Here is a 23,485-nt window from a genome sequence, read left to right on the forward strand (position 1 = left end):
GCCTATCGCCACTTCGAGGTCAACTCGCCCGAGTGACGACGAGCGTGTCGGCCGCCGGATCGTCCGAAACGTCGACTCGCACGGTGTCACCGTCGCGGATGTCCCCGGACAGCAGAGCCTTGGCCAACTGATCGCCGATCGCCGATTGCACCAAACGGCGCAACGGCCGTGCCCCGTAGATCGGGTCGTAGCCGCTGACCGCCAGCCACTCGCGCGCCGCGGGCGTGACGTCCAGCGTCAGCCGCCGCTGCGCCAGCCGCTCGCTCAGCCGCTCGACCTGGATGTCCACGATGGACCCGAGCTGCTCGGTGTCCAGCGAGTGGAACACCACGATGTCGTCCAGCCGGTTGAGGAACTCCGGCTTGAAGTGCTGCCGCACCACGGACATCACGGCGTCCTTGCGGCCCCGGTCGTCCAGCGTCGGGTCGGCGATGGCCTGCGAGCCCAGGTTCGACGTCAGCACCACGATGGTGTTGCGGAAGTCGACCGTGCGGCCTTGACCGTCGGTCAGCCTGCCGTCGTCGAGTACCTGCAGCAGGACGTCGAAGACATCCGGGTGTGCCTTCTCCACCTCGTCGAGCAGCACCACGGAGTACGGACGCCGCCGCACCGTCTCGGTGAGCTGACCGCCCTGGTCGTAGCCGACGTAGCCGGGCGGGGCACCGACCAGCCGCGCGACCGAGTGCTTCTCCGAGTACTCGCTCATGTCGATGCGGGTGAGCGCGCGCTCGTCGTCGAACAGGAACTCGGCGAGCGCCTTGGCCAGCTCGGTCTTGCCGACACCGGTCGGGCCGAGGAACAAGAACGAGCCGGTGGGCCGGTCCGGGTCGGACACCCCGGCACGCGAGCGCCGGACGGCGTCCGAGACCGCTTGCACGGCCTCGTGCTGGCCGATGACCCGCTTGCCGAGCTCGGCCTCCATCCGCAGCAGCTTGCCGGTCTCGCCCTCCAGCAGCCTGCCCGCCGGGATGCCGGTCCACGCCGACACCACGTCCGCCACGTCGTCCGGGCCGACCTCCTCCTTGAGCATCACCGGCTGCTTGTCCCCGCTCGCCTCGGAGGCCGCTGCCAGCTCCTTCTCCAGCGCCGGGATCTTGCCGTAGCGCAGCTCGGCGGCCCGGCCGAGATCGGCGTCGCGCTCCGCCCGGTCGGCTTCCCCGCGCAGCTGCTCCAGCTGCTCCTTCAAGTCGCGGATCCGGTCGATCGAGGCCTTCTCGTTCTGCCAGCGGGTGGTCAGCGCGGACAGCTCCTCACGCTTCTCCGCCAGCTCGGCACGCAACGCGGCCAGGCGCTCGCGGGAGGCCTCGTCCTCCTCCTTCTCCAGCGCCATCTCCTCGATCTCCAGCCGGCGCACGGCCCGCTCGACCTCGTCGACCTCCACCGGCCGGGAGTCGATCTCCATCCGCAGCCTGCTGGCCGCCTCGTCGACCAGGTCGATCGCCTTGTCCGGCAGGAAGCGGGCGGAGATGTACCGGTCGGACAGCGTCGCCGCGGCCACCAGCGCCCCGTCGGTGATGCGCACACCGTGGTGCACCTCGTAGCGCTCCTTGAGGCCGCGCAGGATGCCGACGGTGTCCTCCACCGACGGCTCGCCGACCAGCACCTGCTGGAAGCGGCGCTCCAACGCGGCGTCCTTCTCAATGTGGTCGCGGTACTCGTCCAGCGTGGTGGCGCCGACCATGCGCAGCTCGCCGCGCGCCAGCATCGGCTTGATCATGTTGCCCGCGTCCATCGAGCTCTCGCCCGTGGTGCCCGCACCGACGATGGTGTGCAGCTCGTCGATGAACGTGATGACCTGGCCCGCCGACTCGGTGATCTCCTTCAGTACCGCCTTGAGCCGCTCCTCGAACTCACCGCGGTACTTCGCGCCTGCGACCATCGAGCCGACGTCCAGTGCGACGACCCGCTTGCCGCGCAGCGACTCCGGCACGTCGCCGGCCACGATGCGCTGTGCGAGGCCTTCCACGATGGCCGTCTTGCCGACGCCCGGCTCACCGATCAGCACCGGGTTGTTCTTGGTGCGGCGGGACAGCACCTGCACCACGCGGCGGATCTCCGCGTCACGCCCGATCACCGGGTCGAGCTCGCCCTTGCGGGCCCGCTCGGTCAGATCGACGCCGTACTTCTCCAACGCCTGGTAAGTGCCCTCCGGGTCGGGCGAGGTGACCCGCGCCGACCCGCGCACCTTGGTGAAGGCGTCCCGCAGCGCTTCCGGCGTCGCGTTGTGTCGTTTGAGCAGGTCCGCCACCTGGCCGCCCTCGGAGGCCAGTCCGACCAGCAGGTGCTCGGTGGAGACGTACTCGTCGCCCAGCTCGGTGGCCAGCTGTTGAGCCTTGGTCAGCGACTTCACCGCGTAGCTGTCGAACGACGGGGCCGACACGGTCGCCCCGGTGGCCGTGGGCAGCGAGCGCGTGATCGGCTCCAGCTCGGCGTGCACCTGCTTCGGATCCGCGCCCACCGCGGTCAGCAGCGGGCCCGCCAGCCCGTCCCCCTGCGCCAGCAGCGCGCCGAGCAGGTGCGCGGGCGTGATGTCCGGATTGCCCGCGACCGTCGCCGCCTGGGCCGCCGACGAGATCGCCTGCTGCGTCTTCGTTGTCGGGTTGAACGCGTCCATCCCTGCCTTCTCTTGTGCGTTCTGGTCAAGTCCTTGTCGGCGCTGCTCCGAGCAGCGCTCTCAACTGCTCAACGTCGGCAAAGTTGAGTGAGTTCCACTCAACTTTCGTAGCGGTAGGCTCGGTGCATGGCAACAGCGATCATCACAGGTGCGGCCTCGGGCATCGGGGAGGCTCTGGCCGACAAGCTGGTTGCCCGCGGCGACACCGTCTACGTCGCCGACATCGACGCCGAGGGGGCCGCCGAGGTCGCCGACCGCCTCGGCTCCAGGGCGATCGCCCGCAAGCTCGACGTCACCGACGCGGCAGCCGTGCAGGCGCTGGTCGACGAGGTCGACGCCGAGCACGGGCTGGACCTGATGGTGAACAACGCGGGCATCGCGGTGGGCGGCGAATTCACCGAGTTCGGGCTCGAGCACTGGAATCGCACCATCGACGTGAACCTGCGCGGCGTCATCCACGGTGTGCACGCCGCCTACCCCAAGATGAAGGCCCGCGGTCGAGGTCAGATCCTCAACACCGCGTCGCTCGCCGGTCTGGTGTCCAGTCCGCTCAGTGGGCCGTACTCGGCGACGAAGCACGCTGTTGTCGCGCTGAGCCTGTCCTTGCGTCCTGAGGCCGCCCTGCACGGCGTGCGGGTGAGCGTGCTGTGTCCCGGGGTCATCGACACTCCGATCTTCGAGCGGGCCAACGACGGGCTGCCGCAAACCGCCGCGGGAGCCAACGCCCGGTCCTTGTTCCATCAGATGGCGACGTTGCTTCAGGGTGGGAAGTTCTACCCGCCGGAGCGGCTGGCGGCCGACGCGGTGCGCGGGCTGGAGACCAACGCGCCGGTGATCGTCGCCCCGCTCGGCGCTCGCCTGCTGTGGTGGCTGGATCGGACCTCCCCGTCGCGCGTGCGGGACATCATCAGCCGGTTGGGATTCCGGCGAATCAAGCAGCGGCTCGGGGTGTGAGTTCGGCAAGCCTTCCGGGGCGAAATACACCCGATCGAGTGCATGCTCCGGGGTGGCTCGGTCACGATGCACACTCAACTGATCACACGCCGGAACAGCGTGATCATCTGATTACTCTCGTGGATGCGCCAGTCGGGTCTTTCCGCTGCTAGATGGGAGTTTTTCGGTACGCCACCGGCTACTGTGCTTGCCAAGGTGGACGCACCTTCCCCGCCGTCTGCGACCGCCTCGCGCCGAGCGCGGTGAGACCCATCCCCGGAGATTGATGAGCACCGACGATGTGAGCCCTGTGCCGCGGACCGCCGCGCCGCGGGAAGCACCGCCGGCGGTCACCGCGATGGTGCGGCTCATTTCCGACACCTGGCGGCAAGCTGCGCCGTACCTGCCGGAGATGTCGAAGACGTTCTACGGCTTGTTGTTCACCTTGGCGCCGGACGTGCGCGAGATGTTCCCGGTCAACGTCGAGGTCCGGCGGGGCAAGCTGATGCGCGCCATCGCTCGGGTGGTGCAGATGGTCGACCGGCCGGGCGACCTCGTGCCGTTCCTCACCCAACTCGGCCGCGACTACCGCAAGTACGACGTGGAGAGCAGGCATTACGAGGCGATCGGCACGGCCATGCTGGCCGCGCTGCGGGAGCAGCTGGGCCCGGCGTGGACGCCCGAGGTGGAGCGTGCGTGGGCCGAGGGGTACACGATCGTCGCGCGCTCGATGCAGGAAGCCGCGGCGTCCGACCCGAGCCCGGCGCGGCTGTCCGCCACGGTGACCGATCACCGCAGGCTGAGCTGGGACCTCGCGATGGTGCGGGTGGAGCCGGAAGCGCGGCTGCCCTACCGCGCGGGGCAGTACGTCAGCATCGAGATTCCGCAGCGACCCCGGCTGTGGCGCTACTACTCCCCGGCCAACGCGCCACGCCCGGACGGGTCGCTGGAGTTCCACGTGCGGGCGGTCGACGGTGGCTGGGTGAGCAGGGCGATCGTCAGCCACACACAGCCGGGCGACGTGTGGCAGATCGGCCCCCCGTTGGGCCGGTTGAGCGTGGACCGCGAGTCGGGCCGAGACGTGCTGATGATCGCCGGCGGCACCGGGCTGGCTCCGCTACGCGCGTTGCTGGACGAGTTGGCGCGCTGGGGCAAGAACCCGAACGTCACGCTGTTCTTCGGCGGGCGGACGGTCGACGACTTGTATGTGCTGGACGACCTGCACCGGCTGGCGTCGTCGAATCCGTGGCTGCGCATCGTGCCGGTCGTCGAGCACGGCGAGGTGGCGGGCGCGGAGAAGGGCACGCTGGCCGAAGCGGTGACCCGCAGGGGTGCGTGGCCGAACCACGACATCCTGGTGTCCGGCTCGCCGCAGATGATCCGGACCACCGTGTCGCGGATGCTGGTTGCCGGGACGTCGTTGGATCAGATCGCCTACGACCCGTTCACCTTGGACTGACAAGCGGCCACGGGCGACGTGGTGTTGGCCTGCTTGCCCCGGCGCTCGGCCCGCACGCCGAAGTAGTCGCCACCCTTGCGCTTGACGTCGTCGGTTCCCCAGGCCTGGTCGGCGGCCACCGGTTGCATCGCGGGGATGTGCTTGCGGCAGTGGATGTAGGCCTCGTCGACCTCGACCAGCACCCAGCGCTCGGCCCGCCTGCCCCGGTTCTGCTCGACCGGAAGGTTCGGGAACTCGGCGCGCATGGCGTCGTCCTCGACGATCATGGCGCGGCCGTTGATGTGCAGGCCGATGCGATCCCGCACGAAGTCGATCAACAAGATCCCGACGTGCGGGTTCTCGCTGATGTTGCCCAGGCTGGCCAGCACGCCGTTGCCGCGGTACTCCGGGTAGGCCACGTGCTTGTCGTCCAGGACCTGGATGAAGCCGGGCGGGCCCGCGCGGAATGAGCAGTCCGCTTCGCCGCGGGAATCGGCGGTGGCGATGAACGCCATGTCCATCCGGCGGACGAACTCGATCATCGTCTCGTTCAGCCGGTCGGTCATCTGGTCGGAGTAGAACCGCTCGGCCCGGTCGCGGGTGTCGTAGGCGAGCTGCAGCAGGTGCTCGCCCGCCGAGCCGGGGAGGTCCTCGGGCTTGCCGCCGAGAGGGTCCTCCGGCGGCGGGACGTTGGCGAACGCGGGCGGCCGGACGACGGGGAGTTGCTCGGTGGGGACTTCGTCGGCCGGGGGTTGATGGCGCGGGGGTTGGTCGGGCGGGGAGGCGGCGTCGGGGGCGGGCCGTGGGGTGTCGGCCGAAGTCGGGGTTTCGGCCGAGTCGGCGTGCGGACCTGCGGTGGCCGGAGCGCTGGTCGGAGCGGAGCGGCGGACACCGTTGGCCGGGGTCGGGGTCCCGGTGGGGGTCGCGTGCGGGGTGCCGTTGGCGGGGGTCGGGGTGCTGGGCGAGCTCGTGTTGTGGGTGCCGTCGGCGGGGACCGACGTGCTGGGCGAGCTCGTGTTGTGGGTGCCGTCGGCGGGGACCGACGTGCTGGGCGAGCTCGCGTCGGGACTGCCGTTGCCGGGGGTCGGAGTGCTGGGCGGGCTTGCGTTGGGACTGCTGTTGGCCGGGGTCGGGGTCCCGTTGGCGGGGACCGGCGTGCCGTTGACCGCGGCCGGACCGGACTCGGCCTGCTCGGTCGGCGCCGTGGCCCCGGCTGCTTCATCGACCGGCGGACCTGTTCGGCCACCGGGCGACCCGGGCGGGGTAGGCGCAGACGACGCCTCGCCGGGTGGCTGAGTCTGCCGCTCGCGGGGATTCGGGGTCAGGTCCATCCGCGCCATACGGGCGAGCCGGAGCGAGTGTTTCACCGTCTGGTCCATGTGGGTCGGGGTCACAGGTCGGGGGCCCGGCTACTCTGACACGACCGGGCGACGGATCTCACGCGATCGTGAGGAAATTGCGCCATCTTCCGCAGTGTTGACACTCTCTGTCACGTCGCCTGCACGTGCGGCAGTTGCGCCAGTTGGCCCAAGAAACCCGCAGATATTTAGGCCAGAATCGATAATGCAACGACTTCAGCAGGCCCCCGCCCGCCACCCCGTGGAGTGATCCCGTCTTCCATGACTGCTAACGCTGTGCTCAACGAGTCCGCCTACCCGCCGGAGCAACATCTGGTCGACCCCGCGGGCGAACGCTTGGTCAAGATCATCAAATCCAGCTTCGCTCCGGTCGAACGCAAGGCCGACGAGATGGCGCAGCACTTCTACGCCGTGCTGTTCTCCGTCGCTCCGGATACCAGGGATCTGTTCCCGGTCAACATGCAGACCCAGCGCAGCAGGCTGTTCCGCGCGCTGGTGCACCTGGTGCAGATGGTCGACCGACCGCAAGAGCTGACACCGTTTCTGCGTCAGCTCGGCAAGGATCACCGCAAGTTCGGCGTACGTGACGAGCACTTCGACGCCCTCGGCGTGGCCCTGCGTGCCGCGGTGCGCAAGTTCACCACCGTCGAGTGGACCGACGAGGTCGACCAGGCCTGGGTGCAGGCCTACGAGATCATGGCCCGCACCATGCAGGAAGGCGCCGCGGACGACGACGCGCCCGCTTGGTGGGCCGGTCACGTGGTCGACCACGAGCGGATCGACTGGGACACCGCGATCATCCGGGTCCAGCCGGAGCCGCAGATGCAGTACGTCCCCGGCCAGTACGTCAGCATCGAGTCGCCGCACCGGCCGCGCTTGTGGCGGTACCTCTCCCCGGCGAACGCGCCGCGCGAGGACGGGCTGGTGGAGTTCCACGTGCGCGTCGTCCCGGACGGCTGGGTGAGCCGCGCGCTGGTCCGGCGGACCGCCCCCGGTGAGGTGTGGCGCCTCGGCGCGCCGATGGGCAACCTCTGGGTCAACCGCAACGCGCAGCGCGACATCGTCATGATCGCCGGCGGCACCGGGGTGGCCCCGATGTGCTCGGTGATCGACGACCTCGCGCAGCGTGACCGCCAACCGTCCGTGACGCTGTTCTTCGGCGGCCGCAACGCCGACTCGCTCTACTTCTTGCCGCGATTACGGCAATGGGAGGCCGACCACCCGTGGCTGACGGTCGTCCCGGTCACCGAGGACGGCAGTGTCGAGGGCGGCAAGACGGGCACGCTCGCCGAAATCGTCCCCGCCTACGGCGGTGCTTGGCACAACCACGACGTGCTGGTCGCGGGTTCGCCGGGAATGATCCGGGCGACGGTGTCGCGCATGCTGGTCGCCGGAACCGCCTACGACCAGATCTCCTACGACTCGTTCACCACCGAGTAGACATCAGGTGAGCTGAGAGCGGCGTAGGCGAACGTGGAGGAACGTTCAGCCTCCCACTGAGAAGCTGAACGTCGCTGGTCGTGTCGGGCTACTGCGGCCCGCGCACAGCGTCGCAGCGGGGCACCCGCCGCTCAAAGGATTCGAGCCACGGCGAATCCAGCCGGCCCACGACAGCGCAGAGGCGCCGGAACAGTACGTCCCGGCGCCTGTGTGCGCAGAATGTCAGCGCCTCCGATGCCGAGGCTTCCAGATGACCAGTGCGGTCTCCTGGCGCATCGGCACCAGCTCCCTGCGGTAGCTCGCGTGCACCGCGGCCGCAGCCTGCTCGGCCGCCGCGTACGCCTGGGACAGCTCCTCGGTCAACGCCTTGACCTGGGCCTTCAGCTCGTCGATCTGGCCTTCCAGCTCGATGATCCGCTTGATGCCTGCGAGGTTGACGCCTTCTTCCTGGGACAGCCGCTGCACCTCGCGCAGCAACTCGATGTCCCGCGCGGAATACCGCCTGCCGCCGCCCGGAGTGCGCATCGGCGACACCAAGCCCTGCCGGTCGTACGCCCGCAACGTCTGCGCGTGCAGGCCGGCCAGCTCGGCTGCCACCGAGATCACGTACGTCTTCTCCTCACGCCCGCTCATGCTCGCTCCCGCAGCAACCTGGTGATCTCCGGACGCGGATCGTGCTTCGCGACCGCTTCGGCGTACTCCTCGAGCGCCTTCTTCGCCTTGCCGTTCAACGACGATGGCACGGCGACCTGCAGCGTCACCAGCAAGTCACCCGTCTGGCCGGATCGCTTGGTGATGCCCTTGCCGCGCACCCGCAGCACGCGACCGCTGTTGGTGCCCGGCGGCACCTTCACCGACACCTTGCCGTCCAGGGTCGGCACCGTGATGGTGGTGCCGAGGGCGAGCTCGGCGAAGTCCACCGGGACCGTGATGGTGAGGTTGTTGCCCGACCGGCCGAAGACCGGGTGCGGGGTGACGTGCACCTTCACGTACAGATCGCCCGCGGGTGCGCCACCGCGGCCCGGCTCGCCCTGCCCGGCCAGCCGGATGCGTTGCTCGTTGTCCACCCCCGGTGGGATGCGCACGGTCAGCGTGCGCGTCCGGGTGCTGACGCCTTCGCCTGCGCATTCCGGGCACGGGGTGTCGATGATCGCGCCCCGGCCACGGCAGTCCCGGCACGGTTCGGAGAACGCGAACGCGCCCTGGCTGGTGTTGATCAGGCCGGCGCCGCCACACGTCGGGCACATGCGCGGGTGGGTGCCGGGCGCGGCGCCCGTGCCTGCGCACGTGCCACACTTCGCCGGGGCGGACAGCCGCAACGGCACCGTCGCGCCGCGGACCGCTTCGACGAAATCGATGCGGATCTCCGTCTCCACGTCCGCCCCCCGCTGCGAGGCGGTCGCCGTGGACGGACCGCGCCGGTTGAACAGGTTGCCGAGCATGTCCCCGAGCCCGCCGAGGCCACTGCTGCCTCCGGCCCTGGCGGCGCCGAACAGGTCGCCGAAGTCGAAGCCGCCCGCTCCGCCGCCGGGGAAGTTGAAGCTGCCTCCGCCGCCGGAGCCGAACAGCGCCCGAGCCTCGTCGTACTCCTTGCGCTTCTTCGGGTCCGACAGCACGCCGTAGGCCTCGGAGACGGCCTTGAACCGCTGCTCGGCCTTGGCGTCACCGGGGTTGGCGTCGGGGTGGTACTCCCGCGCCAACTTGCGGTACGCGCGTTTGATCTCTTCTTGCGATGCGTCGGAGGAGACGCCCAGTTCGCGGTAGAAGTCCTTACCGATCCACTCCCGTGCACTCACCGGACGTCCCCTCCTTCCGCTCGTGTTGTCAGTTCTCCGTCGATGGTGGTTGTTCCGTCTGCTCGCCGCCGGCCTCCGGCTGCGCGGCGGATGGTTCCTCCTGCGGCGCCGGTTCGTGGTCGGTCACCGCGACCATGGCGTGCCGGAGCACCCGGTCGCCGAACCGGTAGCCGCGCCGCAGCACCGTCGTCACCGTCGGCTCCGTGACGTCCGGCGACGTCGAGTGCTGCACCGCTTCGTGGACCATCGGGTCGAACGTGTCGCCCTCGCTGCCGAACGACTCCAGGCCGACGCTCTGCAGCGTGCCGTGCAGCTTGTCGGCGACCGCCTTGAACGGACCGGTGAGGTCGCCGTGCGCCTCGGCCCGCTCCAGGTCGTCCAACAGCGGCAGCAGCTCGTTCAACACCGAGGCCTTGGCCGCGGCGACCACCGCGGCCCGGTCCCGCTCGACCCGCTTGCGGTAATTGGCGAAGTCGGCCGTGACCCGCTGCAGGTCGGCGGTGCGCTCCTCCAGCTGCTTCTGCAGATCGGCAGCGCCGCCGCCCTCGTCCGCCGGAGCGGAGGCCGGTGCGGAGCCTTCCGGCCGGCCGGCCTGCTGGTTCTGTTCACCAGCGGGCCGGGCCTCTTCGGCGGCTTCCCGCCGGACCTCGCCGGTTTCCGGGTCGATCTTGCGACGATCACGCACTATTACCCGTGGCTCCTCACCGTTGCCGTCGTTGTGCAGTTCGGTCACTTCTTCTCGTCCTCGTCGACGATCTCGGCGTCCACCACGTTGTCGTCACCGGCGTTCGCGGAGCCGGACGCGCCGGCACCGTCACCGGCCGCACCGGCACCCGCGGCGCCCGCAGCGGCCTGGGCGGCGTCAGTGTTGGCGTACAACGCCGTGCCCATCGCCTGCGACTCCTGGGACAGCTTCTCCATGGCCGTGCGGATGGCCGAGACGTCGCTGCCCTTGAGCGCCTCGTTGACCTCCTTGATGGCGTCGTTGACCTTGGTCTTGACGTCGTCCGGGAGCTTGTCCTCGTTCTCCTTGACGAACTTCTCGGTCTGGTACACCAGCGACTCGGCCTGGTTGCGGGTCTCGGCCTCCTCGCGCCGCCTGCGGTCTTCCTCCGCGTGCGCCTCGGCGTCCTTGATCATCCGGTCGATGTCCTCCTTCGGCAGGGCGGACCCACCGGTGATGGTCATCGACTGCTCCTTGTTGGTGCCCAGGTCCTTCGCCGTGACGTGCACGATGCCGTTGGCGTCGATGTCGAACGTGACCTCGATCTGCGGCACGCCACGCGGAGCGGGCGGGATGCCGGTCAGCTCGAACATGCCGAGCTTCTTGTTGTGCGCGGCGATCTCACGCTCACCCTGGAACACCTGGATCTGCACCGACGGCTGGTTGTCCTCGGCCGTGGAGAAGATCTCCGAGCGCTTGGTCGGGATCGTGGTGTTGCGCTCGATGAGCTTGGTGAACACGCCGCCCTTGGTCTCGATGCCCAGCGACAGCGGGGTGACGTCCAGCAGCAGGACGTCCTTCACCTCGCCCTTGAGCACACCGGCCTGCAGCGCCGCACCGACCGCGACGACCTCGTCCGGGTTCACGCCCTTGTTCGGCTCCTTGCCGCCGGTCAGCTCCTTGACCAGGTCGGCGACCGCAGGCATACGGGTGGAACCACCGACCAGCACGACGTGGTCGATGTCGCCGACCGAGATGCCCGCGTCCCGCAGCACGTTGTTGAACGGCTGGCGGGTGCGCTCCAGCAGGTCCGCGGTGATCTTCTGGAACTCGGCGCGGGACAGCGTCTCGTCCAGGAACAGCGGGTTCTTGTCCGCGTCCACGGTGATGTAGGGCAGGTTGATGTTGGCCGTGGACGAGCTGGACAGCTCGATCTTGGCCTTCTCCGCGGCTTCCCTGATGCGCTGCAGGGCCATCCGGTCCTTGGTCAGGTCGATGCCGTGCGAGGCCTTGAACTTGTCCACCAGCCAGTCGACGATCCGCTGGTCCCAGTCGTCACCACCCAGGTGGTTGTCACCGGAGGTGGCGCGCACCTCGACCACGCCGTCGCCCAGCTCCAGCAGCGAGACGTCGAACGTACCGCCACCGAGGTCGAAGACCAGGATGGTCTGTTCCTTCTCGCCCTTGTCCAGGCCGTAGGCCAGCGCGGCCGACGTCGGCTCGTTGATGATGCGCAGGACGTTCAGCCCGGCGATCTGGCCCGCCTCCTTGGTGGCCTGCCGCTGGGCGTCGGAGAAGTACGCGGGCACAGTGATGACCGCGTCGGTGACGTCCTCGCCCAGGTAGGCCTCGGCGTCCCGCTTCAGCTTCATCAGCACGCGGGCGGAGATCTCCTGCGGCGTGTACGCCTTGCCGTCGATCTCCTTCTTCCAGTCCTCGCCCATGTGCCGCTTGACCGACCGGATCGTGCGGTCGACGTTGGTGACCGCCTGGTTCTTGGCCGGCTGACCGGTGAGCACTTCGCCGTTCTTGGCGAACGCGACGATGGACGGGGTGGTGCGGGAACCTTCGGAGTTGGCGATGACCGTCGGCTCGCCACCCTCCAGGACAGCGACGACCGAGTTGGTCGTGCCGAGGTCGATGCCGACCGCTCGCGCCATGGGGTGTTCCTCCTGTGTGTCGTTCGTGGGTCTGTGGGGGTGTGACTTTCACCCTGAGCCCGACCGGCTCAAGTTTTCCGCGCCGCCGGTTTGTCGGCTCGGCGCAGACTTGAGTCTGCCACACTCAACCTTGCCGCCCGGACAACGAGTGGGACGTGCCGTGTGTTCCCGGCCCGGGCAGGCGATGTGACTCAGCTCGCGGGACGAACGACCACGTCGCCGGAATCGGTGGTCAGCTCGAGGCGATGGTCGGCGCCGGAGTTGTTGCCGATGCGGATGTCGCGGTTGCCGGAGTCGGTGTCGGCCTCCACTTGGTACTCGCCCGGCGGCACGACCACGTCGATGTTGCCGCTGTCGACGTCGGCGGTGACGTTGGCGGGTGCGGTGAGCACCACCGTGATGTCGCCGGAATTCGCGGTCAGGGTCAGGTCGGCGCCGAGTCCCGCACCGGTGATGTCGCCGGAGTTCGAGTCCACCGACAGCGGGCCCGCGATGTCCCGCAGCTTGGTGTCGCCGTTGTTGAGCTGGACCTCGCCGCCTGCGACGCCGATCAGCTCCAGGTTGCCGGAGTCCAGTTCACCCATCACCTTGGTGTCGCGCGGCACGATCACTTCGTAGTCGACCTCGCACCACCAGCCGCAGCCGTCCAGCTTCAGGATGCTGCCGTCGACCGAGTACGCCTGCGTGTCCGGGGCGTCGAACCGGTAGCGGAACCGCTCCTTGATCTGCACTGTCGACACGTCGTCGGCACGCACCATCACGTCACCCGAGTCGTTGTCGATCTCGACGGTGTCGATGCGGGCGGTGACCCGCTCGGTCGCCTCCGTCTGCGAAGTCCAGAACCAACCGGTGGCAAGTCCGACCGCCACGGCGATCAGTGCGATCCCGACGGCGAACTTGACGGTGCGTGACATGAATTGATCCCCTCGTGTGTCCTTACCTGGATCACGGTATGCCGCTTTCGCCGGTGCGGCATCGGGGAGAACCCCCAGGTTCGACCCTGGTTCCACTAACCTCGCAGACGCATGTGATGCGAATCGGATGGAGGAGTCCGTGACTGAGCAAACCCCTGCGCCACCGAATCCCTACGACTTCCTGCCCCAGGTTCCCACGTTCACCGTGACCAGCAACGACATCGCCGACGGCGAGACGCTTCCGACGCCGCACCTGTCCGGCAAGATGGGCGCGGGCGGCGAGGACCGGTCCCCGCACCTGCGGTGGGAAGGCTTCCCCGCGGAGACCAAGAGCTTCGCGGTGACCTGCTTCGACCCGGACGCCCCGACCGCGTCCGGATTCTGGCACTGGGCGGTGTTCAACATCCCGGCGTCGGTGACCGAGCTGCCGTCGGGCGCCGGTGACGAGAACGGCTCGGATCTGCCCGAGGGGGCGATCCAGCTGGCCGGTGACAGCGGGCACGTCGGTTACGTCGGTGCCGCTCCGCCGCCGAAGCACCGTCCGCACCGCTACATGTTCGTGGTGCACGCGGTGGACGTGGACAAGCTCGACGTCCCGGCCGAGGCCAAGCCGGCGTTCCTCGGGTTCAACCTGTTCTTCCACACGCTGGCCCGCGCCTACATCACCCCGGTCTACGAGAACAAGGGCTGATGCCGCGCGCCGACGTGCTCAGCGTTCCTGCCGAGCACGTCGGCGGCGTTCGGTGGGGTTGAGCAGGTACTCCACCACCGGACGAAGTTCTTCCGCGCTGGGCGGCTCGTCGTCGATCAGGCCTTGGATCAGCAGGCCGTCGATCCCGGCGAGGAACACCCGAAAAGCGACTTCGTCGTCGTGCTTGACCATCGAGGTCAGCACGTCCAACCAGCGGCGGGCGGCGGGTCGCAGCGAGGGACGCCGAGCGGCCAGCAGATAGAGCTCGTACTCGGCCATGGTGCGGCCGCGCCGTGGGCCGAGCGCCTCGGCCAGCAGTGCCGAGACTTCGTCGGCCGCGCTCGGGCCGCTGTCCGGTGAGCCGCTCGAGCGCCGTAGGCCTTCGCGTGAGCGTGCGCGGTCGATCATCCAGTACACCTCGGTGGCCATGTCCCTGGCGCACGCGATCAGCGTCGCGATGAGCAGGTCGTCGAGCGTGGCGAAGTGATACGTGGTCGACGCCGTGGGGATGCCCGCCTCGCGTGCCACGCTGCGGTGCGTCACGCCTGCGACGCCGTCGCGTTCGATCACACGCAGGGTGGCCTCGATGATCTCCTGGCGCCGCTTCTCGCCGCGGACCTTGCGGCCGTCCCGTCGCATCGTCATGCCGTCGCCCTGCCGATCTCGACGAGCACCACGCCGGCGATCACCAGGGCAAGGCCCGCGAGCATGGTGGCGTTGAGCTGTTCGTGCAGGAAGACCACGCCGACGAGGGCGATCAGCGCGATGCCGAACGCCGCCCAGATCGCATACGCGACGCCGACCGGGACGCCTGCCTTGAGCACCAACGACAACAGGTAGAAGGCCAGGCCGTAGCCCGCCGCCACCACGAGCGACGGGCCCAGCTTGCTGAAACCCTCGGAGAACTTCAGCGCGACGGTGCCGCTCACCTCGGCGGCGATGGCCAGGGCCAGGAGCACGTAGGCGTACATCGCTCCAGACTACCTGAACAAATGTCCAGAAAGTCCGCCGCGCGCTCAGCGGCTGGTGTCGGTGCGGTGGAAGTTGAGGTAGGCGCGCGACGGTGTCGGGCCGCGCTGGCCCTGGTAGCGCGAACCGGCCTCCTTCGTCCCGTACGGGTACTCCGCGGAGCTCGACAGCCGGAACAGGCACAGCTGACCGATCTTCATCCCCGGCCACAGCGTGATCGGCAGGTTGGCCACGTTGGACAGCTCGAGCGTGATGTGCCCGGAGAAGCCGGGGTCGATGAAGCCTGCGGTGGAGTGCGTCAGCAACCCGAGCCTGCCCAGCGACGACTTGCCCTCCAGCCGTCCGGCCAGATCGTCGGGCAGCGTGACCATCTCGAACGTCGATCCCAGTACGAACTCGCCCGGGTGCAGCACGAACGGGTCGTCACCGGTCTGCTCGACCAACGAAGTCAGCTCGTCCTGCTGCTGGGACGGGTCGATGTGGGTGTACTTGGTGTTGTCGAACACCCGGAAGTACCGGTCCAGTCGCACGTCGATGCTCGACGGCTGGAGCATCTTCGGGTCGTACGGGTCCACGCCCAGCCGACCGGATTCCAGTTCCTTGCGCAGGTCGCGGTCACTCAGCAGCACGCGCTCACCCTAGCCCGCGCGGTCGGCGGGAGCACGGAACGTGCGCCGGTAGGCCAGCGGACTCACCCCGATGCTGGACCGCAGATGCTGCCGCAAGGACGCCGCCGTACCAAGCCCTGCCGCCGCCGCGACCTCGTCCACGCTCAGGTCCGTCGTCTCCAGCAGGTGTCTGGCGTGGTCGATGCGCTGCTGGGTGAGCCAAGCGCCGGGCGACATCCCCGTCTCGGCCCGGAACTTGCGGGAGAACGTGCGCACGCTCATGTGTGCGTGGGCGGCCATGCTTGCCAGGTCGAGTGGTTCGGCCAGGCGCTGGAGTGCCCAGGCACGGGTCGGCGCGGTGCTCGTGGCGTCGCCATCAGGCACGTGGCGCTCGATGAACTGTGACTGGCCGCCCTCGCGCCACGGTGGGACGACGCAGTAGCGGGCCGCGCGGTTGGCGACCTCGCTGCCGTGGTCGGAGCGGACGACGTGCAGGCAAAGGTCGACCCCGGCTGACAGGCCGGCGGACGTCGACACGTCTCCGTCGTCGACGAACAGCACGGTCTCGTCGAGCTTCACGCGCGGGTAGAGGGCGCGGAACGTCTCCACGTGTGCCCAATGAGTGGTCGCCGGCCGATCGTCGAGCATGCCCGTCGCGGCGAGCACGAACGCACCGGTGCAGATCGACATGAATCGCGCATGCGACGGCACGGTCTCCAGCGCGCGAGCCAGCTCGTCCGGCAGTACCCCGTCGTGACGGGGTCCCTCCAGCTGGGTGCCGGGGACGATCACGCTGTCCGCTTCCCGCAGTGCTTCCGGCCCGTCGTCGGGAAGGATCGAGTAGCCGGCGTTCGTCCGCAGCGGCCCCTCGTCGAGTCCGCAGATGCGCACGTCGTAAAGCCGGCTTCCGTCCGGGTCCCTGGCCGAGTTGAACACCATGGGTGGGATGGCCAGGTCATAGCCGATCACCGGGTTGAGGGCAAGGACCACGATGCGATGGGGCTGCATGGCCAGATCCTTGCACATATTGGCAATCAGGTCACTGTTGGTGATCTCCTCAGCCGTCAAGACTGATCATGTGATTCAGCGAGAAGGTGTGGCCCTGCGGATCCACTGGGCGTGGGTGATTGCCGCCGTCGCGTTCGTGACGTTGATCGGTGCCGCGGGTTTCCGCGCCGTGCCGAGCGTGCTGATCGATCCGTTGCACGAGGAGTTCGGCTGGTCCCACGGCACGATCGGTTCGGCCGTGTCGATCAACCTGGTGTTGTTCGGGGTGATTTCTCCGTTCGCCGCGGCGTTGATGGACCGGTTGGGGATCCGCCGGGTGGTGGCCTGCGCGCTCGTACTGGTCGCCGCGGGTGCCGGGCTGACGGTGTTCATGACCGAGCCGTGGCAGTTGTTGTTGTGCTGGGGGGTGCTCGTCGGTGTCGGCACCGGCTCGATGTCGATGCCGTTCGTCGCCACGATCACCGGCCGCTGGTTCGTCAAACGCCGAGGCTTGGTCAGCGGTGTGCTGACCGCGGCGGGCGCGGCCGGGCAGCTCGTCTTCCTGCCGTTGGTGGCGGCGCTGGTCACCGAATACGACTGGCGCGTCCCGTCGATCACGGTGGCCTGCGCGGCCCTGGCCGTCGTGCCGCTGGTCGTGCTGCTGATGCGCGACTACCCGAGCGACGTCGGCACCACCGCGTACGGCGCTACCGAGGACGACGAAGCCGCTCGTCCGGTGTCGGGAAGCAGCGTGCTGCGGAGCCTGCGCATGCTGCGAGAAGCGGCAAGGACCAGGACGTTCTGGCTGCTCGCGGGCGGGTTCGCCATCTGCGGCGCGACCACCAACGGCCTGGTGGGGACGCACTTCGTCACCGCTGCCCACGACCACGGGATGCCGTCCACGACCGCCGCCGGCTTGCTGGCACTGGTTGGGATCTTCGACGTCGCAGGCACGATTCTGTCCGGCTGGCTGGTCGACCGGTTCGACCCGCGCTACCTGCTGGTCGGTTACTACACGCTGCGCGGGATGTCGCTGCTGATCCTGCCGTCGTTGCTGCAGCCGCACGTCGAGCCGAGCCTGTGGGTGTTCGTGATCTTCTACGGGCTCGACTGGATCGCCACCGTTCCGCCGACCGTGGCGTTGTGCCGTGAGCGGTTCGGCATGAACGGGCCGATCGTGTTCGGCTGGGTGTTCGCCTCGCACCAGGTCGGCGCCGCGATCGCCGCCTACGGCGCGGGCGCAATCCGGGACGTCAACGGCAGCTACGACCTCGCGTGGTACGTCGCGGGCGGCCTGTGCGCGTTCGCCGCGCTCATGTCGGGCCGGATCCGGCGGCACGTAACGCGTCCGCCAGCCGGCTCGCCGCCACCGGAGCCAAGTCTGCAGCGAGTCCACCGAAGCTGAGCCGCAGGTATTGGCCGGTGGGTTCGGCGGCGAACCACGGGCGGCCGGGGTAGACCACGAGTTCGCGGGCCATGGCCTCGGCCGTGATCGTCGGCTCGTCCGAGCCGTCCGGGAGGCGGAGCCACAGGTGCAGGCCGCCGCTGGGGACCGTGACGTCGAGCCACGGGATATGGGTCCGCAGCGCTTCGACCAGGGCGTCGCGCCGTTGCCGGAGGCCGGTGCGTAGGGAGCGCAGGTGGCGGGGCCAGGCGGGCGAGGTGAGGAATTCGACCGCCGCGTGCTGGAGCGGGCCGGCCACGAAGAGGTCCTCCAGCAGCCGCGCGGTGCGCAGCCGGGCCGCCGCCACCCCGCGGGCGCCGATGGCCGACAGTCGCATCCCCGGTGCGACCACCTTGGTCAACGAGCGCACGTAGATGACGTGGCCGTCGTTGTCGTCGACCGACAGCGGAGGCGGGGCGCAACCGTCCAGGGTCAGACCGCGCGCGTAGTCGTCCTCGATGAGGAAGGCTTTCGCTTCCGCGACGACGTCCAGGACAGCGGCTCGCCGCTCGGCGGACAACACCGCCCCATGGGGGTTGGCGTGCAGCGGCTGACAGTAGAAGAGTCGCGCGCCGGTGGTGCGGAATGCCGCCGCCAGCAGATCCGGGCGGACGCCGTGTTCGTCGGTCGGCACGCCCACCACGCGAAGACCCGCGTCGCGTGCCGCCGCCATCGCGCCGAGGTAGGTGGGCGCCTCGACAAGCACCACCTCGCCCGGCCTGCCCAGACCACGAAAGGCGGCCGCAAGAGCCGGTTGCCCGCCGGAGCAGATGGTGAAGTCGGCCGCGCGGAGGCCGCCGCCGACCTCGTTGGCAAACCATTCCCGCAGGTCGGGGAGCCCTTCGGTGGGTTGCCTGCCCCACGCCGCCGGTTTGCGGGCGGCCCTGGCCATCGCCGCGCCCAGGGCGCCGAGAGGTTGGAGTTGCTGGTCGAAGTACCCGCAGCTGAGCGGTAGCGCTTCCGGGCGGTGGGTGGCCAGCAGCGCGGCCAGCTCGTCCTCACCCGGGCGTCCGTCGGCGAGCACCACGCTCTGCCAGGACAGATCGGGCGGTGTGGCCGCGGCTGGTTGCCGTTGAGCGGCGATGAAGGTGCCGCGACCCGGGCGCACTTCGACCAGCCCGCGGGCGGCGAGTTGTTGCACCGCGGTCTGCACCGTGACCGGCGAAGCGCGGTGCCGCGCCATGAGTTCGCGGACCGAGGGCAGCTTGTCGCCCGGGTTGCCCGCGTCGACGACCGCCAGCAGCTCTTCAGTAACACGAGCCGCAGCGTTATCATGGATCATGAGAGACAATGATAACGTTACCCGCCCGCCACGGATAACGGTCGGCTTGGGTCTCGCGGCCGTCGCCGTCGTGTGCTTCAGTCTCTCCCTTCCGGCGACCCGAGTCGCGGTCGGCGCGCTGGATCCGATCTTCGTCGGGCCGGGGCGCTGTGCGGCCGCGGGCCTGCTGGCGATCGTCTACTTGGTGGTGACCCGTACGCCGTGGCCCGGTTGGCGGCTGGTGCCCCGGTTGGTGGTCGTCGCCGCCGGGGTCGGGATCGGGTTTCCGTTGCTGTCGTCGATGGCGCTGGTCGACGAGAGTTCCGCGCACGGCGCCGTGGTCATCGCGTGCTTGCCGTTGGCCACCGCGACGTTCGCCGTGCTGCGCGCCAAGGAGCGCCCGCACACCGAGTTTTGGCTGGCCAGCGCGGTGGGAATGACCACGGTGCTGGTGTTCGTCGCGGTCAGCGGCGGTCTCGACGGGGGCTTCTCGCTGTCCGACGTGTATCTGCTCGGCGCGGTGGTACTCGGCGGCTGGGGTTACGCCGAGGGCGGCATGCTGGCCGGCGAGATCGGCGGGGCCCAGACGATTTCGTGGGCCGTGGTGCTGGTGCTGCCGGTGACGCTGCCCGTGGCGATCATGACCTCCGACGGTCTCGGTGAGGTGTCGTGGGCGCAGGGAATCTCGTTCGTCTACCTGGCGACGTGCACGATGTATCTCGGCTTCTTCGCGTGGTATGCCGCCATGGCGCGCGACGGCATCGCCCGGGTCGGCCAGGTGCAGTTGATGCAGCCGGTGTTGACGCTGGCGTGGTCGGCGGTGTTACTCCACGAGCGTGTGACGCTGCTGTCGGTGCTGGTCGCCGTCGCGGTGCTGGCCAGTGTGGTGTGGACGCAGCGGGCGCGGGTGTCGCGTCAGGCGGCGGGTGAGCCCGCGGCCTTGCCGGAGGCCGTGCGGACCGGGCGAGAGTAGGTGCGGTCCAGCTCGAGCGCGCGGGTGACCTGCTTGAGGTACCAGCGGCGGGAGCGGTATCCGAGCAGCCGTTGCAGCGTGGTGGCGCCCGGCAGCGCCTGGCGTGCCGTCTCCGCGAGGAGGTTGGCCGCCGCGAAGGTCAGCACGGCCGCTGACGACATGCGGGCGGCGGGGAGCCCGAGGTAGTCGGCGTTACCGTCGCCCAGCAGCATGCGGCTGACGGCGGCGTGCAGGTTGACCGCCGCCCGGCCGATGACGCCGTTGAGCGGGCCGAACCGCTGCCCGACCACGGCGTGCTGCTCGAGCAGGACGCGGGCAAGGCGCCGGGAGTCCTCGTCAGGGATGAATTCGGTGGCGGCTAGCAGCCACAGCAGACGCCACGAGTCGTCCTCGTCCGCGGGCAGGAGAGCGTCGTCGACGCCGAGAAGCCAGCCGACGTAGCGCCACAAGTGCAGCACGTCTTCCCGCTCGCGCTGCGTGTAGCGGACGCCGAGCATGCGCGTTCCGAGCAGGAAGACCTGGGAGAAGAGCAGCAGTGTCCCCGCCGTCTGGACCTGGTTGACCGGGTGGTCCCACTCGTCGTAGTTCCAGTCGTGGCGACGATTCATCGCGGCGCGTACGTGGGCGTGCAGCAGGCGTACGCGTAACGCGGCCGCATAGCCGTCGCCGCCGTGCTTGAGCGCTCCTGGCGTCGTGACGTCGATCCACCAGGCGGCTGTCTCGGCAAGTCTGCGGGCGGCTTCGTACTCGAGGTCACCGGTGCCGACGAGGGTTTTCACCGCGCGAGAGGCCAGGTAGCCGCCCATGAGCGACATGTCACCGAGCGGGATGAGGCCGATGACGCCGGTGCGGACGATCGAGCGTGCGCCGCGGTCGATGCGGTCGTGGTCGACCCAGTACGGGGTGCGCTCCACCTCGTGGAAGAACTCGAAGAGCTCCTCGGGGGCGGAGTCCAGGCTGTCGACACCGTGCTTGAGGGCATGCTCGAACAGGTCCCGAGCACGCGGGTCGCGTTGCAGCACGGCGGCGAGGCGGTCGGCGAGCGGGTCGGCTTCCTGCGCGAACGAGCGGAGGCGGTCGACCTGGGCCTGGTCGGCACGCAGGTTACCGGGGCCGAACAGGCGGGCGGCCAACTTGAGCGATCCTCGTGCGAACAGCTCGGGCTCCGGCAGCTCGGTGGTCGCCGTTCGAGCTGCTTTCGCTGTGGGCTCCTCGGGCATCGCGCTCTCCCTGTTGTGTCGCGCCGGTACCGCGGGGGCGTCCGGGCATCGCCAGCGACAACAAGTGTTGTCACTTTGTCGGCGGGCGTCAAGCGGTCGGCCTGCTCCGGGGGTGGGGAGCAGGCGGGCGCGTGGGTGTGGGTGGTCGTGCGCGCAGGGGAGCGGTCGTTGCGCAGGGCGAGGGTGGTCGTGCGCGCAGGGTGTGAGGCAGGGCGAAGGGGCCTTGATCGGCTCGCGATTCTGCGGTAAATCAAGAAGTGAGCGTGGGCGCCGACCCAGGGGCTCGGTGCATCGCGCGGACGGCCGCTGTGTATCCTGAGCGGCGATGCGGATGTAGTTCAATGGTAGAACATCAGCTTCCCAAGCTGAGAACGCGGGTTCGATTCCCGTCATCCGCTCCACACGCAAAGGCCCAGGTCAGAAGCCATCCACTTCGGACCTGGGCCTTCGTCGTGCGTGGGGGTTGACCGCTCACGTGCCCTCTACGTGCCCTCCGGCGTCGGCCGTGTCCGGTCATGCCCGCGTCCACGGTGCTCGTCGACGAGCTTCGACAGGCTGTCGGCGATCCGTGCATCGGCGTCACTCGTGGCGCGCTGATAAATCAGTGCCGCTCGCATGTCGTCGTGACCCATACGAGCCATGAGGTCCTTGGTCGACATGCCCGCTTTAGACGCCCAGATGTTTCCGGCGTGGCGGAGATCGTGAAAGCGCACCCCCGCCAGTCCTAGATCAGCCACGACCTTCCCCCAGCGTGAGCGCTGGTTGAAGTTCGGGCGCCGAACAGGGTTGCCGGACTTTTCGCCTGTGAACAGGAGCGCAGTTGGTTCGGGGTCGACGTACCGCTGGATGTGGTCGACAAGATCCGCTCGGATCGCGGCAGGGATGGTCACCGTTCGAACACCGCCCCTCGGGCGAGCGGTATGGGTCACCGGCCGATGAGGACCAGCCGCAGAACGCCGACGTTGCCTACGTCGCACGTCTTCGAACCGATGAGCGTGTGGTCGTCCACATTGCGGGAATCCATGCCATCGGGTCGCTCGGTGCGGTGCACTACCTGACGGCGAATCTCGCCAACCTGTACGGAGAGACCGACGACAAGTCGTTCTCCCTGGCCGTCCGGTCGACCTACGACGGTCTGGACATCACCGGCAGCGAACTCGCTGCCGGTCCATTCGTGTGGTGATCGCATGCGCATCGAGTACGCCGAGCTAGCAGGGCGAGGCGACAGCGACGACCGGACCTTCCTCACGCCCAACGCCGTGATCATGCTTGACGGAGCATCGGCGTTCGTACCGGTTCCGGTCCCGGCAGCACAGTACGCCGAGGTGCTCGGTCAACACATCCGCGATGCGCTTCTCAGCGATCCGGAAGGAGACCTCACGGAGATTGTTCGAGCTGCCATCGCGGCCACCCGCGCGCAGCTGGGCCTGACCCCAGGGGAGTCTCCGAGCAGTACTGTTGCCATCGCTCGAGCCGCACGGTCGAGCCTTGACCTCTTCGTTCTCGGTGACACCGAAATCATCATGCCGTCCGAGGTACTGCGCGATAACCGGATGGATGAACTCGACATACCGGCTCGGCGGAAGTATCGACAGCGTCTTGCCAACGGCAGTGGATACGACCAGGAGCACCGCGCGTTGCTACGCGAGCTCCAGACTGAGCAGGCCCGTCGGCGGAACCAACCCGACGGATACTGGATTGCCGAGGCAGATCCCAGCGCTGCTGACCACGCCGTGCAGGCTTCGCGTGCGCTTTCGGAGGTGCCGTGGGTCGTCCTCGCCACCGACGGTGCCTACGAGACCATGCGGCACCTCCAGCTCGACCGGTGGACCGAGATTGCGGCGTCCAGCGGCGACGACTTAGCAGCCCTGCTCGCTCGGTGTCAGGAATGGGAAGCGATGGAGGACCCTGACGGTCGGCAGCACCCACGTTCAAAACGCCACGACGACAAGAGTCTGGCCGTCATGCGATTCAGCGATGAAAGCGCGGCCTCCACGAAATAACCGGTGCATTGCCGAGTTGTCCTCTACAGGATCAAGGAGCGGCGCTGACGCGCCGCCCCCGCGCGGCTCCCGACCGGCACGGCTCTCGCTCCGCTGCCGCCGCGCCGGCGTCGCCGCGCGGGACGAACGCACAGGCGGCGCACTTGCCCTGTGAATCCGCCTGGCATATGCGCGCTACTCGGGAAGTCCCCTTCTCGCCTGGTGATCGTCTAACGCCGAGTCGCTGCCATCA

The 23,485-nt window shown here is 68.9% G+C and carries 22 protein-coding genes and 1 tRNA gene; 9 read left to right on the forward strand and 14 right to left on the reverse strand.

Annotated features, from left to right (window positions below; translation table 11 throughout):
- Nucleotides 1-19: 19 nt before the first annotated feature.
- Nucleotides 20-2,614: an ATP-dependent chaperone ClpB gene (clpB, locus tag YWM_RS0117225; RefSeq protein WP_028851742.1), complete on the reverse strand. Its 2,595-nt coding sequence runs from the start codon at nucleotides 2,612-2,614 to the stop codon at nucleotides 20-22.
- Between the two features lie 126 nt (nucleotides 2,615-2,740).
- Here clpB and YWM_RS0117230 point away from each other — a divergent pair, with 126 nt between their 5' ends.
- Nucleotides 2,741-3,568 (forward strand): SDR family NAD(P)-dependent oxidoreductase, encoded by an 828-nt coding sequence (locus YWM_RS0117230; protein ID WP_028851743.1) that lies wholly within the window; start codon nucleotides 2,741-2,743, stop codon nucleotides 3,566-3,568.
- 265 nt (nucleotides 3,569-3,833) lie between these two features.
- Nucleotides 3,834-5,006: an FAD-binding oxidoreductase gene (locus YWM_RS0117235; RefSeq protein ID WP_028851744.1), complete on the forward strand. Its 1,173-nt coding sequence runs from the start codon at nucleotides 3,834-3,836 to the stop codon at nucleotides 5,004-5,006.
- On the opposite strand, the gene YWM_RS26950 is transcribed toward YWM_RS0117235, so the two are convergent.
- Nucleotides 4,982-6,364: a pyridoxamine 5'-phosphate oxidase family protein gene (locus YWM_RS26950; protein WP_245566080.1), complete on the reverse strand. Its 1,383-nt coding sequence runs from the start codon at nucleotides 6,362-6,364 to the stop codon at nucleotides 4,982-4,984. The genes YWM_RS0117235 and YWM_RS26950 overlap by 25 nt on opposite strands.
- Nucleotides 6,365-6,604: 240 nt before the next feature.
- Here YWM_RS26950 and YWM_RS0117245 point away from each other — a divergent pair, with 240 nt between their 5' ends.
- Nucleotides 6,605-7,783 carry an FAD-binding oxidoreductase gene (locus YWM_RS0117245; RefSeq protein WP_156914821.1) on the forward strand — a complete coding sequence of 393 codons (1,179 nt, stop codon included), beginning with the start codon at nucleotides 6,605-6,607 and terminating at the stop codon, nucleotides 7,781-7,783.
- Nucleotides 7,784-8,005: 222 nt separating this feature from the next.
- Here YWM_RS0117245 and YWM_RS0117250 read toward each other — a convergent pair whose 3' ends face one another.
- The 5 genes from YWM_RS0117250 to YWM_RS0117270 form a co-directional block, all read right to left on the reverse strand.
- Nucleotides 8,006-8,416, reverse strand: a complete 411-nt coding sequence (locus tag YWM_RS0117250; RefSeq protein ID WP_028851746.1) for a heat shock protein transcriptional repressor HspR — start codon at nucleotides 8,414-8,416, stop codon at nucleotides 8,006-8,008.
- Nucleotides 8,413-9,579 carry a molecular chaperone DnaJ gene (gene dnaJ / locus YWM_RS0117255; protein ID WP_028851747.1) on the reverse strand — a complete coding sequence of 389 codons (1,167 nt, stop codon included), beginning with the start codon at nucleotides 9,577-9,579 and terminating at the stop codon, nucleotides 8,413-8,415. The genes YWM_RS0117250 and dnaJ overlap by 4 nt, the downstream gene beginning before the upstream one ends.
- Nucleotides 9,580-9,607: 28 nt before the next feature.
- Entirely contained in the window at nucleotides 9,608-10,312 is a 705-nt protein-coding gene (gene grpE / locus YWM_RS0117260) for a nucleotide exchange factor GrpE (protein ID WP_028851748.1), read from the reverse strand.
- A complete protein-coding gene (dnaK, locus tag YWM_RS0117265; RefSeq protein WP_028851749.1) occupies nucleotides 10,309-12,183 on the reverse strand; it encodes a molecular chaperone DnaK in 1,875 nt (624 codons plus the stop codon). The genes grpE and dnaK overlap by 4 nt, the downstream gene beginning before the upstream one ends.
- Before the next feature lie 191 nt (nucleotides 12,184-12,374).
- Nucleotides 12,375-13,097: a DUF4097 family beta strand repeat-containing protein gene (locus tag YWM_RS0117270; protein ID WP_028851750.1), complete on the reverse strand. Its 723-nt coding sequence runs from the start codon at nucleotides 13,095-13,097 to the stop codon at nucleotides 12,375-12,377.
- Between the two features lie 139 nt (nucleotides 13,098-13,236).
- On the opposite strand from YWM_RS0117270, the gene YWM_RS0117275 reads away from it, so the two are divergent.
- On the forward strand, nucleotides 13,237-13,788 hold the full coding sequence (locus YWM_RS0117275; RefSeq protein ID WP_028851751.1) for a YbhB/YbcL family Raf kinase inhibitor-like protein: 552 nt from the start codon (nucleotides 13,237-13,239) through the stop codon (nucleotides 13,786-13,788).
- An 18-nt stretch (nucleotides 13,789-13,806) separates the two neighbouring features.
- On the opposite strand, the gene YWM_RS24295 is transcribed toward YWM_RS0117275, so the two are convergent.
- The 4 genes from YWM_RS24295 to YWM_RS0117295 are packed head-to-tail and all read right to left on the reverse strand — an operon-like array spanning nucleotide 13,807 to nucleotide 16,391.
- The gene (locus tag YWM_RS24295; RefSeq protein WP_052345055.1) at nucleotides 13,807-14,433 is read right to left on the reverse strand and encodes a TetR/AcrR family transcriptional regulator; all 627 of its coding nucleotides are present in this window, start codon (nucleotides 14,431-14,433) and stop codon (nucleotides 13,807-13,809) included.
- A complete protein-coding gene (locus YWM_RS0117285; protein ID WP_028851752.1) occupies nucleotides 14,430-14,759 on the reverse strand; it encodes a DMT family transporter in 330 nt (109 codons plus the stop codon). Before YWM_RS0117285 ends, YWM_RS24295 begins: the two co-directional genes overlap by 4 nt.
- A gap of 45 nt (nucleotides 14,760-14,804) precedes the next feature.
- A complete protein-coding gene (gene dcd, locus YWM_RS0117290) occupies nucleotides 14,805-15,386 on the reverse strand; it encodes a dCTP deaminase (RefSeq protein WP_028851753.1) in 582 nt (193 codons plus the stop codon).
- Nucleotides 15,387-15,395: 9 nt separating this feature from the next.
- Nucleotides 15,396-16,391, reverse strand: a complete 996-nt coding sequence (locus YWM_RS0117295) for a GlxA family transcriptional regulator (RefSeq protein WP_028851754.1) — start codon at nucleotides 16,389-16,391, stop codon at nucleotides 15,396-15,398.
- 52 nt (nucleotides 16,392-16,443) lie between these two features.
- Between YWM_RS0117295 and YWM_RS24300 the strand changes: the two genes are divergently transcribed.
- Nucleotides 16,444-17,757: an MFS transporter gene (locus tag YWM_RS24300; protein ID WP_245566081.1), complete on the forward strand. Its 1,314-nt coding sequence runs from the start codon at nucleotides 16,444-16,446 to the stop codon at nucleotides 17,755-17,757.
- On the opposite strand, the gene YWM_RS24305 is transcribed toward YWM_RS24300, so the two are convergent.
- On the reverse strand, nucleotides 17,666-19,078 hold the full coding sequence (locus YWM_RS24305) for an aminotransferase-like domain-containing protein (protein WP_052345057.1): 1,413 nt from the start codon (nucleotides 19,076-19,078) through the stop codon (nucleotides 17,666-17,668). The two genes, YWM_RS24300 and YWM_RS24305, sit on opposite strands and share 92 nt — an antisense overlap.
- 46 nt (nucleotides 19,079-19,124) lie before the next feature.
- Between YWM_RS24305 and YWM_RS24310 the strand changes: the two genes are divergently transcribed.
- Entirely contained in the window at nucleotides 19,125-20,030 is a 906-nt protein-coding gene (locus YWM_RS24310) for a DMT family transporter (RefSeq protein WP_052345060.1), read from the forward strand.
- Here YWM_RS24310 and YWM_RS0117320 read toward each other — a convergent pair.
- Nucleotides 19,973-21,250, reverse strand: a complete 1,278-nt coding sequence (locus tag YWM_RS0117320; RefSeq protein WP_052345061.1) for an oxygenase MpaB family protein — start codon at nucleotides 21,248-21,250, stop codon at nucleotides 19,973-19,975. The two genes, YWM_RS24310 and YWM_RS0117320, sit on opposite strands and share 58 nt — an antisense overlap.
- 327 nt (nucleotides 21,251-21,577) lie before the next feature.
- On the opposite strand from YWM_RS0117320, the gene YWM_RS0117325 reads away from it, so the two are divergent.
- A tRNA-Gly gene (locus tag YWM_RS0117325) sits at nucleotides 21,578-21,651 on the forward strand.
- 81 nt (nucleotides 21,652-21,732) lie between these two features.
- Here YWM_RS0117325 and YWM_RS24315 read toward each other — a convergent pair.
- Nucleotides 21,733-22,140, reverse strand: coding sequence for a tyrosine-type recombinase/integrase (locus YWM_RS24315; protein WP_211232517.1), 408 nt, complete (start codon nucleotides 22,138-22,140; stop codon nucleotides 21,733-21,735).
- 107 nt (nucleotides 22,141-22,247) lie between these two features.
- Here YWM_RS24315 and YWM_RS26265 point away from each other — a divergent pair, with 107 nt between their 5' ends.
- Nucleotides 22,248-22,433 (forward strand): hypothetical protein, encoded by a 186-nt coding sequence (locus YWM_RS26265; protein WP_156914823.1) that lies wholly within the window; start codon nucleotides 22,248-22,250, stop codon nucleotides 22,431-22,433.
- Nucleotides 22,434-22,437: 4 nt separating this feature from the next.
- Nucleotides 22,438-23,253: a protein phosphatase 2C domain-containing protein gene (locus YWM_RS0117345; protein ID WP_028851757.1), complete on the forward strand. Its 816-nt coding sequence runs from the start codon at nucleotides 22,438-22,440 to the stop codon at nucleotides 23,251-23,253.
- Nucleotides 23,254-23,485 lie beyond the last annotated feature (232 nt).

The sequence above is a fragment of the Thermocrispum municipale DSM 44069 genome, from assembly GCF_000427825.1.
Taxonomy (GTDB): Bacteria; Actinomycetota; Actinomycetes; order Mycobacteriales; family Pseudonocardiaceae; genus Thermocrispum; species Thermocrispum municipale.